This window comes from Massilia glaciei, assembly GCF_003011895.2.
GTDB lineage: Bacteria > Pseudomonadota > Gammaproteobacteria > Burkholderiales > Burkholderiaceae_D > Telluria_A > Telluria_A glaciei.
Map to the genome: position 1 here is coordinate 1 of NZ_PXWF02000325.1, position 16,627 is coordinate 16,627.

Genomic DNA, 16,627 nt, shown 5'->3' on the forward strand with positions numbered 1-16,627 from the left:
AATTCACCGTGGGGCGGACGCCGAACATCATTGCCAGGGTGCCCCGTTCCGCGCTATAATTGCCGGCTTTCCCTTCCCACACTCGTCTTGACGCCGAGGTGGGCACTTGTTTAAACGTCCCTAAGGAGTTATGCATGCGTCATTATGAAATCGTTTTTATCGTCCACCCGGACCAAAGCGAGCAAGTCCCGGCGATGATCGAACGCTACAAAGCCAGCGTGTCCACGCGCGGCGGTTCGGTCCACCGAGTCGAAGACTGGGGCCGTCGCCAGATGGCTTACTCGATCCAGAAGCTGCCAAAAGCACACTACATTTGCATGAACATCGAATGCGACAACGACACCCTCGTTGAGCTCGAGACCGCATTCAAATTCAATGATGCCGTGCTGCGTCATCTGACCGTTAAGATGAAGAAGGCTGAAACCGCGCCGTCGCCGATGATGAAATCGGTACAACGCGAAGACGCAGCCAAGAGCCACCGTTCGGAAGCCCCGGCTCCAGCGGCAGCACCGGCACCGGCGCCAGCAGCTGCGTAATTTCGCGGCCTCAGTATTCGTGAACACGGCCGGTCCACTTCGGTGAATCAGCTCCAGTTCGCAGCTTTTATCTCGGAGCGCGATGTGTTGCGCTACACGCCGGCGGGGATACCCATCGTATCGGCCATCCTGACGCACAGTTCGCGCCAGATGGAAGCAGGCGTGGACCGTTTGGTCGAGTTCGAAATCACCGCGCTGGCCGCGGGCGAGATTTCGGGCCGGTTCGGACGGGCGGAGTTGGGGGCTGCGCACCAGTTCACGGGATTTTTGGCCAAGAAGAACCGCAAAAGCAAAGCCCTGGTGTTTCACATCATTGATTTCAGTGCCGCCGCGTGAAGCGGACGCACATTTTAGATACAGGAGCCTCAAATGGCATTCGGTAAAAAATTCGACAAGAACAAGCTCAAGCTTAAAGAAAAGCGCAAACAACAGAACCCATTGTTCAAGCGTAAGAAATTCTGCCGCTTCACCGCGGCAAACGTGGAGCAAGTCGACTACAAAGACGTCGACACCCTGAAAGACTTCGTCCAGGAAAACGGCAAGATCATGCCAGCACGCCTGACCGGTACCAAGGCGCACTACCAGCGCCAGGTTGACACCGCCATCAAGCGCGCACGCTACCTCGCGCTGTTGCCATACACCGATCTGCACCACGCTTAAATCGTCCCAAAGACGATCTAAGACAGTCAGAACATCCTGGAGAGAAATATGCAAATCATTTTGTTAGAAAAAGTTGTAAACGTCGGCAACCTGGGCGATGTGGTCAAAGTCAAGGACGGTTACGCACGTAACTTCCTGATCCCGCAACGCAAGGCACGCCGTGCCACGACCTCGGCCGTGGCCGAGTTCGAAGTCAAGCGCGCAGAACTGGAAAAAGCGGCCGCCGAAAAGCTGGCAGCCTCCCAGGCGCAAGGCGAGAAGCTGGCCGGCATGACCGTCACGATCGCCCAAAAAGCGGGCGTCGATGGCCGTCTGTTCGGTTCCGTGACCAACTTCGACATCGCCGAAGCGCTGTCGAAAGTCGGTTTCGCCGTCGAAAAAGCCAACGTGCGCATGCCTAACGGCCCGCTCAAGACGACCGGCGAGCACGCCGTCGCCGTCGCCCTGCACACCGACGTTGTCGTGGACATCACGATCGCCGTCGTGGGCGAAGCAGCCTAAGAAGCCACCCTTTAGCGCGCCCCCCCGCAAGCCGGGCGGGCGCGCTGGAAGGAGCACAAGAAACCCGGGTCCGCCCGGGTTTTTTTTATGTCTTTTTTGGCCGCTTCGGGCGGTTTTTATTCCCTCAAAGTCACAAGCTGTCCACCCATAACGGGTATAATTCGCGCCATGAACGTCCCCTCAGATCCGCAACTCGACGCACTCCGCATCCCGCCGCACTCCATCGAAGCAGAACAGTCCGTCATCGGCGGCCTGCTGCGCGACAACGCCGCCTGGGACCGCATCGCCGACTTCATGCACGCGGACGATTTCTACCGCTACGACCACCGCATCATCTTCGAGCAGCTCGTCAAACTGATCAACATGGCGCGCCCGGCCGACGTCATCACCGTGTTCGAGGCGCTCACCAACCTGGGCAAGGCCGACGACGTCGGCGGCCTGCAATACCTGAACGCGATGGCGCAAAACACGCCGTCGGCGGCCAACATCCGGCGCTACGCCGAGATCGTGCGCGACCGCGGCATCCTGCGCAAACTGATCACCGTGGCAGACGAAATCTCGGGCAACGCGTTCAACCCGCAGGGCAAGGAGGTCAAGCAGATGCTCGACGAGGCCGAGTCGAAGATCTTCGCGATCGCCGAGGAGGGTTCGCGCGGGGCCCAGGGCTGGGTCGCGGTGCAGCCGCTGCTCACGCAGGTGGTCGAGCGCATCGACGAGCTCTACAGCCGTGAGAACCAGAGCGAGATCACCGGCGTGCCGACCGGCTTCATCGACCTCGACCGCATGACGTCGGGCCTGCAGCCGGGCGACCTGGTGATCGTCGCCGGCCGCCCGTCGATGGGCAAGACCGCGTTCTCGATCAACATCGGCGAGAACGTGGCGATCGACTCGGGCCTGCCGGTGGCCGTGTTCTCGATGGAGATGGGCGGCGCCCAGCTGGCCATGCGTATGCTCGGCTCGGTCGGCCAGCTCGACCAGCACCGCCTGCGCACCGGCCGCCTCAACGACGAGGACTGGCCGCGCCTGACCCACGCGATCCAGAAGATGAACGACGCCCAGCTCTACATCGACGAGACGCCCGCGCTCAACTCGATCGAGCTGCGCGCGCGCTCGCGCCGGCTGTCGCGCCAGTGCGGCAAGCTCGGCCTGATCATCGTCGACTACCTGCAGCTGATGACCGGCAACCAGCCCGGCGACAACCGGGCCTCCGAGATCTCGGAGATCTCGCGCGGCCTCAAGGGACTGGCCAAGGAGCTGCACTGCCCCGTGATCGCGCTGTCGCAGCTGAACCGCTCGCTCGAGCAGCGCCCCAACAAGCGCCCCATCATGTCCGACCTGCGCGAGTCGGGCGCGATCGAGCAGGACGCCGACGTCATCATCTTCCTGTACCGCGACGAGGTCTACAACGCCGATTCGCCCGACAAGGGCACCGCCGAGATCATCATCGGCAAGCAGCGTAACGGTCCGATCGGCGCCATCCGGCTGACCTGGATCGGGCAGTACACCAAGTTCGGCAACTACAGCGGTGGACTGGCCCTGTATCAGGGTGATTGATCCCCAGGGCGGTTGACCCCCAGGGCGAATGATCCGCTTGTTTTGCGCCCCGATCTTCCGCCCGGTTTTCGCAGGCCAGTTTTTGCACCCGGTTTCATTGTCATTTTTTAGTACGAAGAGCAAGGCGCCACCCGCAGCCTTCTGCAGCACCACTACGATTTAACGGAGAGAACCATGTTTGGACGCTTGATGCCCACCGAGGGCAAATTCTTTGATTTGTTTAACCAGCACGCCGCGCTGTGCGTCAAGGGCGCGCACGAGATGGTCGGCCTGATGACCAATTTCGACGACCTCGAGAACCGCACCCACGCCATCGAGAGCCTGGAGAAGCAAGCCGACAAGATCACCTACGCGTGCGTCGACATGCTGCACAAGACCTTCATCACGCCGATCGACCGCGACGACATCCACAAACTCATCACGCGCATGGACGACATCCTCGACCTGATGGAGGACGCCGCCCAGACCGTCTCGCTGTACGACCTCAAGGCCGTCACGCCAGAGGCCAAGCGGCTCGCCGAGCTGTGCCTGGCCTGCTGCGAGAAGGTGCAGGCGGCCGTCGGCCTGCTGCACAACATGGACAACTCGCGCAAGATCGTCGCCATCTGCGAAGAGATCGACCGCCTCGAGTCCGACGCCGACCATGTCATGCGCGCCGCAATGTCCAAGCTGTTCCGCGACGAGCCGGACGTGCGCAACCTCATCAAGCTCAAGGCCATCTACGAGATCCTCGAAACCGTGACCGACCGCTGCGAGGATGTTGCCAACATCATCGAAGGCATCATCGTCGAAAACGCGTAGGCGAAAGCGCTCCATGGAAAATCTTACAATGAGTATCTATGTGCTGGTCGGGCTCATCGCGCTGGCACTCGTATTCGATTTCATGAACGGCTTCCACGACGCCGCCAACGCGATCGCGACGGTGGTCTCGACCGGCGTGCTCAAGCCGCAGACCGCGGTGGCGATGGCCGCCGTGTTCAACTTCATCGCCATCTTCGTGGTGGGCTTGAAGGTGGCGGCGGTGGTCGGCAAGGGCACCATCGACCCGACCGTGGTCGACCAGTACGTCATCTTCGGCGCGCTGGTCGGCGCCATCGTCTGGAACCTGATCACCTGGTACTACGGGATCCCGTCGTCGTCCTCGCACGCGCTGGTCGGCGGCCTGGTCGGCGCGGCGGTGGCCAAGTCGGGCACCGGGGCGCTGGTCGGCGGCGGCCTGCTCAAGACCGTCATGTTCATCGTCATATCGCCGCTGATGGGCTTTTTGCTAGGCTCGATCATCATGCTCATCGTGTCGTGGGCGTTCGTCAAATCGACCCCGCGCAAGGTCGACACCTGGTTCCGCCGCATGCAGCTGGCCTCGGCCGCCGCCTACAGCCTCGGGCACGGCGGCAACGACGCGCAAAAGACCATCGGCATCATCTGGATGCTCCTGATCGTGGCCGGCGTGACCGCCTCGGGCGACAAGGCGCCGCCGATGTGGGTCATCGTCTCGTGCTACGCGACCATCAGCCTGGGCACCCTGTTCGGCGGCTGGCGCATCGTCAAGACCATGGGCCAGAAGATCACCAAGCTCAAACCGGTGGGCGGCTTTTGCGCCGAGACGGGCGGCGCCATCACGCTGTTCGTGGCCACCGCGATGGGCATCCCGGTCTCGACCACGCACACCATCACCGGCGCCATCGTCGGCGTGGGCGCGTCGCAGAAGATGTCGGCGGTGCGCTGGGGCGTGGCCGGCAACATCGTGTGGGCGTGGGTCTTCACGATCCCGGCCTCGGCCTTCATGGCCGCGATCGCCTGGTGGATCGGCACCCTAATCATGTAAGAGGCATGCGGGCGCGCAAGCGCCGCAAGGGGCCGGGCCGCGACGCGCAATGCGTCGCCGCCCGGCCTTTTTTGTTTTTGCATCAATGGCGAACGCGGAGCGGGGGGGGGGGCTTTGAAAGATTGTCAAAATGTATATTATAATGGCCGCAAACCAGAAGCGGAAGTTGGATTGACGCTGCAAAAAGCGGTGGCTTAAGGTCGCTGAAGTACCTATACCAAGGGATGCAAATTTATGAATTCGGTTTTCATTCGCGGGCTTGCGCTGGTGGGCGCAATTACCCTATCGGCCTGCACGACCGCTCAGCCGGCCGCGAATGCCGGGCCGGTTTCCCAATCAAAGGCCGCCAATCGTCCGGTTCTGCCAACGCCATTCACACCGCGGCCTGACCTGGGCAAAATTCCATGTTCAGAACTAATTTCGCTGATGCGCGATGGCTCCGATGAGAAGCCTAGCAAGGAAGCAGAGGAAGTTCGCACCGATTTGGAGAAACTGGCCTCGAAGCACCCGGCCAAATTGTTCGCCGCAGTTCCGGGTCAGATAATGTGGTGGATGAACCGCTAAAACATACTAACCATGCCATAGCCCTGACCCTCGCCGTCCATGAGACAAACCATGCGGTCGACTTCGCACTCGACGCGTGCGGTGGCGGCAAGGCGAGCTATTTCTTTTTCGGGCAGGTGTGGAAAACCTAGCACGAAATTGGAAGCACTGCGAATTATTCCGTGGCCGAATCCGCGATCCCCGAACGGTTCAAGATACGAAATCCCAGCTCGAGATTTACCAGGTACATCATCAATAGCAAGGCGTCTTCTGGAAACGATTTTTCAATACTGCTCGATGAATTGAACGCGCATGTCGGGGCCGGGCGGATGGAAATAGATTTTGCGCAGACCGATCTCTATGCAAAGCTGCGCAAGTCGGTGACATTACTCGATGGTAATATCGCCGGCACGGCTGATTTGATGATGTATGTTGTCGCCTACCTCAAGGCGGCAAGGGAAAGCGACCGCGCCGGCCACGAGAAAATATCCAAGAGTCCATTGCTGCTAACGCATTTGCAGCGTGTCTGGTCGGAAGCGGAACGGGTGGTCGCCGCCGCGGATGAATTTTCGGTAAGAGCCGGCGGGTTCTATCACGTGCCGGAAGACGTGCTGGCGTTTGTTTCCAGTGCCGACTCACTAGCCGAGCTTGACCGAATTGGTATTGAGCACCCCTTGAAATATTCATCCAAATAAACGCAATACGGGGCTTCCGCCTTCCCCCGGTTCAACCGGCGCCCGCGGAACCGGGGGCGGGGCGGCATGGCCGCACGGGCGCTTCCGGCATTCGTGCTCTTTTTGGATGCGCGTCCAGTCCCTTTTTTTCTCGTTTTGTCTCTGCTGCCACGAGGGAAATTCTGCGCGACCAAACCAGACAAAACGCGCACGAATGCGACGTGAAATGCGCATGAATGCCAGAGAGGGCCGGGCAGGGGCGGTGCCGTCCGCGCCCCGAGCCGCGCAACACAACTCGCGCGCAACATGCTTGCTGGACGCTTGCCTGCCGCTTGCCTGTGGCCTGTTCGATGCTTGCCTGATGCCTATTCGATGCCTGCTTGACGCCTGCTTGACGCCTACTTGATGCCTACTTGATACACACCGCGCGCACCATCTTCATGTCGGTGATCCCGACGAGCACCTTCTCGATGCCGTCCATCTTCAGCGTGAGCATGCCGTCCTCGAGCGCGGCGGCGAGCAGCTGGGCCACCCGGCTGTGCTCCTGCAGCAGCTTCTTGACCTTGTCGGTGCCGATCATCAGCTCGTGCAGGCCGACCCGGCCGCGGTAGCCCTTGTTGCATTCGGCGCAGCCGACCGCGCGGTACATGGTCAGCTTGCCGGCCGGGTTGGCGTAGCGCTTCTTCCAGCCGTCGAGCACCGCCGCGCGCGCCAATTCGGCGTCGGCCTTGAACGACTCGGTCGCGAGCAGCTCCTCGCAGAACTCGTTAAGCAGCTGGTCGACCTCTTCGTCGTCCGGGTGGTAGGCCAGCTTGCAGGAGCCGCATAGGCGCTTGGCCAGGCGCTGGGCGAGGATGCCGAGCAGGGCGTCGGCGAAGTTGAACGGGTCCATGCCCGAGGTCGAGCAGGCGCACGATCGACTCCGGCCGCGCTGTTGGTGTGCAGCGTGGCGAACACCAGGTGGCCCGTGAGCGAGGCCTCGATGCCGGTCTGGACGGTCTCCTTGTCGCGCATCTCGCCGACCATGATGATGTCCGGGTCGGCCCGCAGCAATGCCCGCATGACGGTGGCGAAATCGAGCCCGGCCTTGCGGTTGACCTGCACCTGGCGCAGGCCCTTCTGGGTGATCTCGACCGGGTCCTCGGCGGTCCAGATCTTGGTCTCGGGCGTGTTCAGGTAGCTCAGCACCGAGTGCAGCGTGGTGGTCTTGCCCGAGCCGGTCGGGCCGCACACGAAGAACAGGCCGTACGGCTTCTCGATCGCCGCGCGCAGGCGCTCGAGGTTGTGCGGCAGCACGCCGAGCTTGTCGAGCGGGATCGGCTCGCCGGCGGCCAGGATCCGCATCACGATGTCCTCGACCCCGCCCGAGGACGGGATGGTCGCGACCCGCAGCTCGATGTCGAGCGGGCCGTATTTCTTGAACTTGATCTTGCCGTCCTGGGGTTTGCGCCGCTCCGAGATGTCGAGGTCGCACATGATCTTGACGCGCGCCACCAGCGCGTTGCGGTAGCTGCCCGGGATCTCGATGTAGGGCACCAGGGTGCCGTCCTTGCGGAAGCGGATGCCGGTCTTGCCCTTGCCCGGCAAAGGCTCGATGTGGATGTCGGAGACGCCTTGGCGGTAGGCGTCGACGATCACCTTGTTGACGAGGCGCACCAGCGTGTTGTCCGACTCGGTGATCAGCTCGGCGCTCGCCACGCTCACCGCCTCCTTGCCGGCGCCCAGCTCCGACACCAGCGAGTCGATGTTCTGGCTGGCGCCCGGGGCGCCGTAGAACTGCCTGATGACCGTGTCGAGCTCGTCGGCGCTGGCCATCACGGGATCGATCTTGAGCTTGGTGAAGAAGGCGAGCTCCTGCAGCGCCTCGAAGGCGAGCGGGTTCTCCATCGCCACCACCAGGCGGGTCGAGGTGCGGTACAGCGGCATCACCATGTGCTTGCGCACGATGTCGCCCGAGACCGCCTTGATCAGGTTCGGCTCGAACTCGAATTTGCTCAGGATGACGAACGGGATGCCCAGCTTCTGGGCCAGCACGCGTTTGATGGTCTCCTTGCTGACCAGGTTCATCTCGACGAGCAGGTCGCCCAGCGGCATTTTGCGGTCGGCCGTCTGCATGCGTAGCGCCTCCTGCAGCTGCTCCTCGGTGATCAGGTTCTCCTGCAGCAGCGCCTCGCCCAGCCTGACGGTCGGCTTGCCGCTTTGCCCCATCAGCGCGAACTCGACCTGCTTCTGGCTCACGATCTGCTGGCGCTGCAGGTAGTCGCCCAGCTTCTGGGTGCGCAGCCGCTCCTGTTTCTCGAGGCCCGCGTTGACCTGCTCCTCGGTGACGAGCTTCTCGTCGATCAGCAATTTTCCGAGCTGGTCGCCGATCTGGTAGCTGGCGATGGCGTCGGTCGGGATGAACCAGCGCAGCACGTTCTCGCCGTAGCTGACCAGGAACAGGAACACCCCGTACCGTTGCGGCACGTAGCCTACCGTCTCCGAGACGAGCTGCTCGCCGTCCTTGAAGATGACGATGCATTTTTGCTTGATGTTGGCCGGCTGGCTCTGCACGTTGCCGGCGCCGAGCGGCAGCGCCAGCCGGCGCAGCTCGACGGCCCCGTTCAGGCGCAGGCTCTTGAAGGTGGAAAAGCCCAGGCTCACGTTCGAGGCGCCGCGCTCGGGATGGAATTCGAGGATCTCGGCGACCGGGTCGAGCGCGGCCATGTTGCCGACCTGGCGGCGGCCGTCGTTCATGACCACCACGGCCGGCGCGAAATTGCTGTTGGCGACCATCGGTTTGACGACGACCTCAAAATGCGGCGGAATCGGCCATTCGAATTCTGTACTCATGTGCTCCCGATCTAAGGTTGCGCGGCGTCGGCGGTGGCCGGTGGCGGGGCGCGCCCGCGCGCTTCATTTTGGCGCATCGGCCAAGCAAGTGCAAGACTGCAGTCAATTGTGCCAAGGTAATAAGAATTGCCCGCGCGCCGCGCATCCGGGCGGGCGGGCGCGGCGCGCGAATCCGAGATCGCCGGCGGCGTTCGGGGACATTTATATTTCCATCATATAAATGGCGAACAAAAAACGTATTTGCCATACATATCGGCGCTGATGCATAGTTGTACCGCTTGGAGGCAGGCAATGGGCATCCCGCGGGCGGCGCCATCAAAAATGGCGCGCCGCACGGGAGGCGAAACGCACTTGTCTTCGGTAGGCCGGCGCCGCTACAGCGGCCCCGGCTTTGCGCCCGCCTCCAGCCACCGGGTAATGTTGCGGCAATGCGACAAGCGCGTCCCGCCCGGCAGGAAAACCAGGGGACGGCGCCGCCGCCCAGCCTCACGATGCACGCCTGAACGGGAAAACTGTTAATGAACGTAACAAGCGCCACCACCAGCCGCCTGAAGTCGGTCGCATCGCTGGGCCAGCAGGTCTGGCTCGACAACCTCAACCGCGAACTCGTCACCAGCGGCGAACTGGAGGGCTGGATCGCCGACGACGGCATCCAGGGCGTCACCTCGAACCCCGCCATTTTCTACAACGCGATCCGCACCGACGCCGCCTACCGCGCCGCCCTGCCCGCGCTGCGCCTGCTGCACGCCGACCCCGAGGCCTGCTTCGAGGCGCTGGTGCTGCCCGACGTCCGGCGCGCCTGCGACCTGCTCGCCGGCGTGCACGCCGCCAGCGCGGGCCGCGCCGGCTTCGTCAGCTTCGAGGTCTCGCCGCGGCTGGCGCACGACGCCGCCGGCACCGTCGAAGCCGCGCGCCGCCTGTGGGCCGCGATCGACCGCCCCAACGCGATGATCAAGATCCCGGCCACGGCGGCCGGCGTGGCCGCGCTCGAGGAGGCGATTTTCTCGGGCATCAACGTCAACATGACGCTGCTGTTCACCCGCGCCCAGGTGCTGGCGGTGCGCGCGGCGCACCGCCGCGGGTTGGCGCGCCGGCTCGAGGCCAAGTTGTCGGTGCAGCGCATCGCCAGCGTCGCGAGCGTGTTCATCAGCCGGGTCGACGCCGTGGTCGACGCCCTGCTGCCGCCGAGCGCGGCCAACCTGCGCGGCAAGGCCGCGATCGCCGCGGCGCGCCTGGCCTACCGCGAGTGGCAGAACGACGCCGCGTTCGCCGTGTTCGCCGCGTTCGGCGCCGCGCCGCAAGCCCTGCTGTGGGCCAGCACCGGCACCAAGGACCCGGCCATGCGCGACGTCGCCTATGTCGAGGAGCTGATCGGCGAGGGCACCGTCAACACCGTGCCCGACGCCACCCTGGCCGCCTTCCGCGACCACGGCGAGGCGCGCGCCTCGCTCGGCGAGGGCGTCGACGAGGCGCGGGCGGTGCTCGCGCAGCTCGGCCGCCATGGCATCGACCTCGATACAATTGGTAACGACCTATTACTTAAAGGACTGACACAATTCGAGCAGGCCCATGCCAATTTGCTGGCGTTGGTTGTCGTGTCCGTTTAAGCTTACGCAGTTCGGCCCGTTCCCTCGGGCACGCCGGGTACAATAATGCAATTCCCAGGAGCCACACATGAAATTGAAGCAACTTAGCCTTTCGATCGCCGCCCTCTGTGTCGCCGCCAGTGCCGGCGCGGCGCCCATCGCCGCGCCGAAACTGGGCATCATCTACGATGCCGGCGGCAAGTTCGACAAGTCGTTCAACCAGTCCGCCTTCGAGGGCGCCGAACGCTTCAAGAAGGAAACCGGGATCAAATTCATCGAGGCCCAGGCCAGCAGCGACACCCAGGCCGAGCAGGTGCTGCGCGGACTGGCGCGCAAAAAACTCGACCTCATCGTCGGGGTCGGCTTCTCGCAGACCCAGGCGATCCAGAAGGTCGCGGCCGAGTTCCCCAAGGTGCGCTTCGTGCTCATCGACAGCATCGCCAAGGGCGGCAACGTCAATTCGATCATGTTCCGCGAGGAGGAGGGCTCCTACCTGGTCGGCGTGGCCGCGGCCATGGCCTCGAAATCGAAAAAGATCGGCTTCATCGGCGGCATGGACATCCCCCTGATCCGCGCCTTCTCGTGCGGCTACGTGCAGGGCGCCAAGTCCGTCCATCCCAAGATCGAGACGTTCCAGAACATGGTCGGCACCACCCCGGCCGCCTGGAACGACCCGGCCAAGGGCGGCCAGCTGGCGCGCTCGCAGTTCGAGCGCGGCGTCGACGTCGTGTTCGCCGTGGCCGGCGGCAGCGGCATGGGCACCTTGCAGACGGCCAAGGAGAAGGGCAAGCTGGGCATCGGCGTCGATTCGAACCAGAACTACCTGCATCCGGGCACCATGCTGACCTCGATGGTCAAGCAGGTCGGCAACGCCGTCTACGACAGCTTCAGCCAGGTCAAGGCCGGCACCTGGCAGCCTGGCGTCGCCTACCGCGGCCTGAAAGAGGGCGGCGTGGACTGGGTGGTCGACAAGGACAACCGCGCGCTGGTCTCGCCGGCGATGGAAAAGGCCGTCAACGCCGCCAAGGCAGCGATCATCAGCGGCAAAACCAAGGTGGTCGACTACCGCGTCGCGGGCAAGTGCCCGGTCTGATTTTTTCCCGTTCGACGCAGCAGCCCACGTAAAAGCGCGCCGCCCCGGAGCACCGGTCCGGCGCGCTTTTGAATGCATCCCTTTTGAATGCATTCCTTTACCAGTTCTCTACCGAAGTGTCCGATCCTATGCAGCCAGCCGTAGAATTTCGCAACATCAGCAAGGCCTTCGGGCCGGTGCAGGCGAACGTTGACGTCAGCTTCACCATCGCCAAGGGCTCGATCCACGGCGTGATCGGCGAGAACGGCGCCGGCAAGTCGACGCTGATGAGCATTTTGTACGGCTACTACCGCGCCAGCGGCGGGCACATCCTGATCGACGGCCAGCAGCGCGACATCCGCAGCAGCCACGAGGCGATCGCGCTCGGGATCGGCATGGTCCACCAGCACTTCATGCTGGTCGAGAATTTCACCGTGCTCGACAACGTCATGCTCGGCACCGAGGGCGGCTTCCGGCTCGGCGCCAAGCGCGCCGCGGTCGAGGCGAGATTGCGCGAGATCTGCCAGCGCTACGCGCTCGAGATCGACCCGCTGGCGGTGGTCTCCGACCTGTCGGTGGGCGCCCAGCAGCGCGTCGAGATCCTCAAGCAGATCTACCGCAGCGCCAACATCCTGATCCTCGACGAGCCGACCGCGGTGCTCACGGCGCAGGAGACGGCGTCGCTGTTCGAGATCCTGCGCACCTTCAAGGCGCAGGGCAAGACCATCATCCTGATCACCCACAAGCTCGGCGAGATCATGGAGATCACGGACCAGGTCACGGTCATGCGCGGCGGGCGCGTGGCCGGCGCCACCGCCACCGCGGCGAGCTCGAAGGAGGCGCTGGCCGGCATGATGGTCGGGCGCCCGATCGAGAGCGAGTTGGCGCGCGCGCCGTTCGCGCCGGGCGCGCCGGTGCTCGAGGTCAGGGGCCTGCAGCTCGACGACAAGGACAAGGTGCGGCGCCTGGCCGAGATCGACCTGACGATCCACGCCGGCGAGATCGTCGCGCTCGCGGGGGTGTCGGGCAACGGCCAGAGCGAACTGCTCGAAATTTTGTCGGGCATGCGCCTGCCCTCGTCCGGCACGGTCGCGCTCAACGGCGTCGCGCTGCCGTTCGCCAGGCGGCGCGACGCCGACGGCCTGCCCGCGCAGTTCCGCGAGCTCGGCATCGGGCACGTGCCCGAGGACCGCCTGCGCGACGGCGTGATCAAGGACTTCTCGGTGATGCAGAACAGCGTGTTCGGCTACCAGGACAAGGTCGCGAACCGCTGGGGCCTGTTCGACTTCAAGCGCATCGCGCAGCGTTGCGGCGCCCTCATCAAGAACTTCGACGTGCGCCCGGCCGACCCCGACATGCGCATCGGCCTGCTCTCGGGCGGCAACCAGCAAAAGGTCGTGATCGGGCGCGAGGTGATGGCCAAGCCAGCGCTGCTGCTGGTCGGGCAGCCGACCCGCGGGGTCGACATCGGCACCATCGAAAGCATCCACAAGGAGCTGCTCAAGCTGCGCGACGCCGGCGTCGCGATCCTGCTCGTGTCGGTCGAACTCGAGGAGGTGCGCGCGCTCGCCGACCGCATCGTCGTCATGTCCGGCGGGCGCATCACGGGTGGACTCAAGATTGAAGAATTCGACACCACGCGCATCGGCCTGCTGATGGGCGGGATGCACAAGAAATGAAACCGGCACAATGAAAACAACCGAACTCCCGCGCTGGGCCAGCGCCTTCGTCCTGCCCGTCCTGAACCTGCTGTCGGCCCTGCTGGTGGCCGCGCTCGTGATCCACCTGCTCGGCGAGGACCCGCTCGAGTCGCTCAAAATTTTGGTCGACAGCGCAATCATCAACCCCGAGGGCCTGAGCTACACCCTGTTCTACGCCAGCACCTTCATCTTCACCGGCCTGTCGGTGTCGATCGCGATGAAGGCGGGCCTGTTCAACATCGGCAGCGAGGGCCAGATGTACCTCGGCGGCCTGGGCCTGACGATCGCCCTGCTCACGCTCGACAGCAGGCTGCCGGCGCTGCTCCTGATCCCGATCGCGATGGTCTCGAGCGCCGCCTTCGGCGCGCTGTGGGCCTTTTTGCCGGGCTACCTGCAGGCGCGCCGCGGCAGCCACGTGGTGGTGACGACGATCATGTTCAACTTCATCGCCGCCAGCCTGATGAACTTCATCATCGTCAAATACCTGATCCCCGCGGGCGAGCAAAATCCGGCCAGCCGGGTGTTCTCGAGCGCGGCCGAAATGCCGCGCCTGAACGCCTGGCTCCCGGCGCTCGGCGACACCCCGCTCAACATCAGCTTCCTGATCGCGATCGCCGCGCTGGCCGTCTACGGCGTGATGGTGGGGCGCTCGGCGTGGGGCTACAAGCTGCGCGCGACCGGTTTGAACCACAACGCCGCGCACTACGCGGGGGTCTCGATCAGCCGCATGATCATCGTCGTCATGCTGATCTCGGGCGCGCTCGCCGGCCTGGCCGCGGTCAACTCGGTGATGGGCTCGACCCACTACCTGAGCCTGAACTTCCCGGCCGGCGCCGGCTTCGTCGGGATCGCGATCGCCCTGATGGGACGCCAGCACCCGGTCGGCATCTTTTTGTCGGCGGTGCTGTTCGGCGCGCTGATCCAGGGCGGTTTCGACCTGTCGCTCGAAAAACCGAACATCCCGCAAGAGACCTTCATTTTCATCCAGGGCCTGATCATCCTGTTCTGCGGCGCGATGGAGAATCTGTACGCTCCCGCGGTCCTCAAAACGCTCAACCTGCGCAAGGGATAAGCCATGGACGACATCCAACTATCGAGCATCGTGGTCTCGACCATCCGCAACGCGCCCGTGCTCATGTTCGCGGCGATGGCCGGCCTGTTCGCCGAACGCAGCGGCGTGGTCGACATCGGCCTCGAGGGCAAGATCCTGGCCAGCGCGTTCGCCTCGGCGGCGGTGGCCTTCGTCACGCAAAACCCGTGGTACGGCGTGGCCGCCGGCATGGCCGTGTCGGCCGCGCTGGCGCTGCTGCAGGGCTTCGTGAGCATCACGCAAAAGGGCAACCAGCTCGTCGGCGGCATCGCCATCAACATCGCCATGAGCGGCCTGACCTTCGTGCTGGCGCAGTTCTTCTTCCAGCAGGGCGGCCGCACGCCCGACCTGGGCGAGGCGCGCCTGTTCGACATCGTCCTGCCCGGCACCGCCGCGCTCGAGGGCGTCCCCTTCCTCGGCTGGTTCTACGGCCACGTGATCGGCGGCCATTCGATCCTTGTGTACCTCGCGTTCCTGCTGGTGCCGATCGTGCACTGGACGCTCTACCACAGCCGCTTCGGCCTGCGCCTGCGCGCCTGCGGCGAAAACCCGCACGCGGCCGACGCGGCCGGCGTCAGCGTTGAGGCGACGCGCTACATCGCGATGCTGGTGGCCGGCGTGCTGTGTTCGTTCTCGGGCGCCTACCTGGCGATCGTCCAGAGCGGCTTCTTTTTGCGCGACATGTCGGCCGGCGCCGGCTACCTGGCGCTGACCGCGCTCGTGTTCGGCAACTGGCGTCCGATCTACACGGTGCTCGGCTGCATCATGTTCGGCTTCTTCGGGGCGGTGCAGATCCAGATCGAAGGGGTCGACCTGCCGCTGGTGGGCCGCATCCCGGGCTCGCTGATCCAGATGGTGCCGTACGTGGTCACGGTGATCGTGCTGGCCGGCTTCATGGCCAAGTCGGTCGCGCCCAAGGCGCTCGGCAGACCGTTCGTCAAGTCGCGCTGATCGATCCCTGGGCCCGGCGCCGCGATGGCGCCGGCGCCATCAATTCTCGGCTGGCCGGCTCGAACGGCGCAGCGTCCATCCCAGCGCGACCCCGGCCGAGGTGCCGCTGCCTCTCTTGACGAGCGGGCTGTCGCGGTTGGCCGCGTTGGCCAGGCTGTCGTGGCGCATGAATCCAAACACCAGCAGGTCGCGGTTGACCCGGTAGCTGCCGGACAGGCCCACGCGCACGAACATCAGGCCGGCGTCGGACCGGTAGGCCGGGCGCGTTGGCGTGGCGAATTCGGGCCGCACCCCGTAGAAATGCGCGTTGATGGCGCGGTTGCCAAGCGCCAGGCCGGCGCTGGTCTCGACGCTCCAGGCGGCGCCGGCCGGGCGGAGCTCGTGCACCAGCTTGGGCTCGAAGATCCAGCCGCGGTGTTTCAGGCCGCCGCTCGCCTCGAGCACCGCGCGCAGCGGCAGCTCGAGCCGCAGGCCGCTGTCGGGCGCCGGTTTGGTGATGCGGTAGGTCAGGCGCGGGCCGACTTCAAACCCAAGGCCGATGTCGGGCATGCCCTCGCGCGCGGCGACGTCGCGCGAACGCGACGGCAGCGAGCCGGCGAAGCCGAGGTCGAGCTCGAACCGGTCGGTGCGCAGCAGGCGCGCGCCGAGGCCGGTCTCGTCGGAGCGGAAAACCTTGCCGCGGTAAATGAGCAGGGGCACCAGGATCGCGCGCGAGGAGGACTCGCGCGCGCCCGGATAGGCCGGGGTGGACGCGGCGCCGGCGCCGAGCATGAGCTCCCACAGGGGTTCAACCGGCGGCGCGGCCGCGGCGGCGGCGGGCGTGGCCGGCACAATTGCAAACAGGGCGGCGAGTAGCAATGGCGGGCGGTTCATCTTGGGCGGGCTCCGGTGGCGCGTCAGCCCGCGCGGTGTGGGCTATGACGGGTGCCCGGGCAGCCTATCATGTTTGCACGGATGCCGAAGTTCATACGACATCCGCATGAGTGAACGCTTGGGCTCGCCCATTTCAGCCGGCGCGAAAGAAGTGATATCGAGACCGTGTTTTCGAAACCGGGGTCTGACCCCGGTTTTGCGGTTTTTTGCCCGATCCGGGACCTTTCAAG

General features: G+C 64.4%; 15 protein-coding genes and 2 pseudogenes. 14 read left to right on the forward strand and 3 right to left on the reverse strand.

The window, feature by feature from the left end; genetic code table 11:
- The first annotated feature begins 134 nt into the window (after window positions 1-134).
- The 9 genes from rpsF (at window position 135) to C7C56_RS26190 (ending at window position 6,314) form a co-directional block, all read left to right on the forward strand.
- A complete protein-coding gene (gene rpsF / locus C7C56_RS26155) occupies window positions 135-536 on the forward strand; it encodes a 30S ribosomal protein S6 (protein ID WP_106760275.1) in 402 nt (133 codons plus the stop codon).
- 42 nt (window positions 537-578) lie between these two features.
- A complete protein-coding gene (gene priB / locus C7C56_RS26160; RefSeq protein ID WP_106760276.1) occupies window positions 579-872 on the forward strand; it encodes a primosomal replication protein N in 294 nt (97 codons plus the stop codon).
- Window positions 873-905: 33 nt separating this feature from the next.
- On the forward strand, window positions 906-1,196 hold the full coding sequence (rpsR, locus tag C7C56_RS26165) for a 30S ribosomal protein S18 (RefSeq protein ID WP_008450941.1): 291 nt from the start codon (window positions 906-908) through the stop codon (window positions 1,194-1,196).
- Between the two features lie 48 nt (window positions 1,197-1,244).
- A complete protein-coding gene (gene rplI / locus C7C56_RS26170; protein ID WP_106760277.1) occupies window positions 1,245-1,697 on the forward strand; it encodes a 50S ribosomal protein L9 in 453 nt (150 codons plus the stop codon).
- A gap of 168 nt (window positions 1,698-1,865) precedes the next feature.
- Window positions 1,866-3,251 (forward strand): replicative DNA helicase, encoded by a 1,386-nt coding sequence (locus C7C56_RS26175; RefSeq protein WP_106760278.1) that lies wholly within the window; start codon window positions 1,866-1,868, stop codon window positions 3,249-3,251.
- Between the two features lie 174 nt (window positions 3,252-3,425).
- Window positions 3,426-4,052, forward strand: coding sequence for a DUF47 domain-containing protein (locus C7C56_RS26180; RefSeq protein ID WP_106760279.1), 627 nt, complete (start codon window positions 3,426-3,428; stop codon window positions 4,050-4,052).
- Between the two features lie 13 nt (window positions 4,053-4,065).
- The gene (locus C7C56_RS26185; RefSeq protein WP_106760280.1) at window positions 4,066-5,076 is read left to right on the forward strand and encodes an inorganic phosphate transporter; all 1,011 of its coding nucleotides are present in this window, start codon (window positions 4,066-4,068) and stop codon (window positions 5,074-5,076) included.
- Between the two features lie 234 nt (window positions 5,077-5,310).
- Window positions 5,311-5,640: a hypothetical protein gene (locus C7C56_RS28440; protein WP_146204648.1), complete on the forward strand. Its 330-nt coding sequence runs from the start codon at window positions 5,311-5,313 to the stop codon at window positions 5,638-5,640.
- Between the two features lie 161 nt (window positions 5,641-5,801).
- Window positions 5,802-6,314, forward strand: a complete 513-nt coding sequence (locus C7C56_RS26190; RefSeq protein ID WP_146204649.1) for a hypothetical protein — start codon at window positions 5,802-5,804, stop codon at window positions 6,312-6,314.
- 388 nt (window positions 6,315-6,702) lie between these two features.
- Here C7C56_RS26190 and C7C56_RS26195 read toward each other — a convergent pair.
- Window positions 6,703-7,958: pseudogene (locus C7C56_RS26195) on the reverse strand (GspE/PulE family protein); the annotation flags it as partial.
- A gap of 153 nt (window positions 7,959-8,111) precedes the next feature.
- Window positions 8,112-9,125, reverse strand: a pseudogene (locus C7C56_RS30580) (cyclic di-GMP-binding domain-containing protein, MshE-related); the annotation flags it as partial.
- Window positions 9,126-9,643: 518 nt separating this feature from the next.
- Between C7C56_RS30580 and tal the strand changes: the two are divergent.
- The 5 genes from tal to C7C56_RS26220 all read left to right on the forward strand — a co-directional run bounded on the left by tal (window position 9,644) and on the right by C7C56_RS26220 (window position 15,524).
- On the forward strand, window positions 9,644-10,732 hold the full coding sequence (gene tal, locus C7C56_RS26200) for a transaldolase (protein ID WP_106760282.1): 1,089 nt from the start codon (window positions 9,644-9,646) through the stop codon (window positions 10,730-10,732).
- A 67-nt stretch (window positions 10,733-10,799) separates the two neighbouring features.
- Entirely contained in the window at window positions 10,800-11,804 is a 1,005-nt protein-coding gene (locus C7C56_RS26205; RefSeq protein ID WP_106760283.1) for a BMP family lipoprotein, read from the forward strand.
- A 128-nt stretch (window positions 11,805-11,932) separates the two neighbouring features.
- A complete protein-coding gene (locus C7C56_RS26210; protein ID WP_106760284.1) occupies window positions 11,933-13,462 on the forward strand; it encodes an ABC transporter ATP-binding protein in 1,530 nt (509 codons plus the stop codon).
- A gap of 10 nt (window positions 13,463-13,472) precedes the next feature.
- Window positions 13,473-14,555 (forward strand): ABC transporter permease, encoded by a 1,083-nt coding sequence (locus C7C56_RS26215; protein ID WP_106760285.1) that lies wholly within the window; start codon window positions 13,473-13,475, stop codon window positions 14,553-14,555.
- Window positions 14,556-14,558: 3 nt separating this feature from the next.
- A complete protein-coding gene (locus C7C56_RS26220; protein ID WP_106760286.1) occupies window positions 14,559-15,524 on the forward strand; it encodes an ABC transporter permease in 966 nt (321 codons plus the stop codon).
- 39 nt (window positions 15,525-15,563) lie between these two features.
- Here the strand turns inward: C7C56_RS26220 and C7C56_RS26225 are convergent, their stop codons facing one another.
- Entirely contained in the window at window positions 15,564-16,397 is an 834-nt protein-coding gene (locus C7C56_RS26225; protein WP_106760287.1) for a MipA/OmpV family protein, read from the reverse strand.
- Window positions 16,398-16,627: the final 230 nt, after the last annotated feature.

Bases quoted from the DNA above. Each gene is read 5' to 3' on its own strand.
- rpsF (WP_106760275.1), top strand. From the start codon at position 135: ATGCGTCATTATGAAATCGTTTTTATCGTCCACCCGGACCAAAGCGAG.
- rpsR (WP_008450941.1), top strand. From the start codon at position 906: ATGGCATTCGGTAAAAAATTCGACAAGAACAAGCTCAAGCTTAAAGAA.
- rplI (WP_106760277.1), top strand. From the start codon at position 1,245: ATGCAAATCATTTTGTTAGAAAAAGTTGTAAACGTCGGCAACCTGGGC.
- C7C56_RS26175 (WP_106760278.1), top strand. From the start codon at position 1,866: ATGAACGTCCCCTCAGATCCGCAACTCGACGCACTCCGCATCCCGCCG.
- C7C56_RS26180 (WP_106760279.1), top strand. From the start codon at position 3,426: ATGTTTGGACGCTTGATGCCCACCGAGGGCAAATTCTTTGATTTGTTT.
- C7C56_RS26185 (WP_106760280.1), top strand. From the start codon at position 4,066: ATGGAAAATCTTACAATGAGTATCTATGTGCTGGTCGGGCTCATCGCG.
- C7C56_RS28440 (WP_146204648.1), top strand. From the start codon at position 5,311: ATGAATTCGGTTTTCATTCGCGGGCTTGCGCTGGTGGGCGCAATTACC.
- tal (WP_106760282.1), top strand. From the start codon at position 9,644: ATGAACGTAACAAGCGCCACCACCAGCCGCCTGAAGTCGGTCGCATCG.
- C7C56_RS26205 (WP_106760283.1), top strand. From the start codon at position 10,800: ATGAAATTGAAGCAACTTAGCCTTTCGATCGCCGCCCTCTGTGTCGCC.
- C7C56_RS26210 (WP_106760284.1), top strand. From the start codon at position 11,933: ATGCAGCCAGCCGTAGAATTTCGCAACATCAGCAAGGCCTTCGGGCCG.
- C7C56_RS26215 (WP_106760285.1), top strand. From the start codon at position 13,473: ATGAAAACAACCGAACTCCCGCGCTGGGCCAGCGCCTTCGTCCTGCCC.
- C7C56_RS26220 (WP_106760286.1), top strand. From the start codon at position 14,559: ATGGACGACATCCAACTATCGAGCATCGTGGTCTCGACCATCCGCAAC.
- C7C56_RS26225 (WP_106760287.1), bottom strand. From the start codon at position 16,397: ATGAACCGCCCGCCATTGCTACTCGCCGCCCTGTTTGCAATTGTGCCG.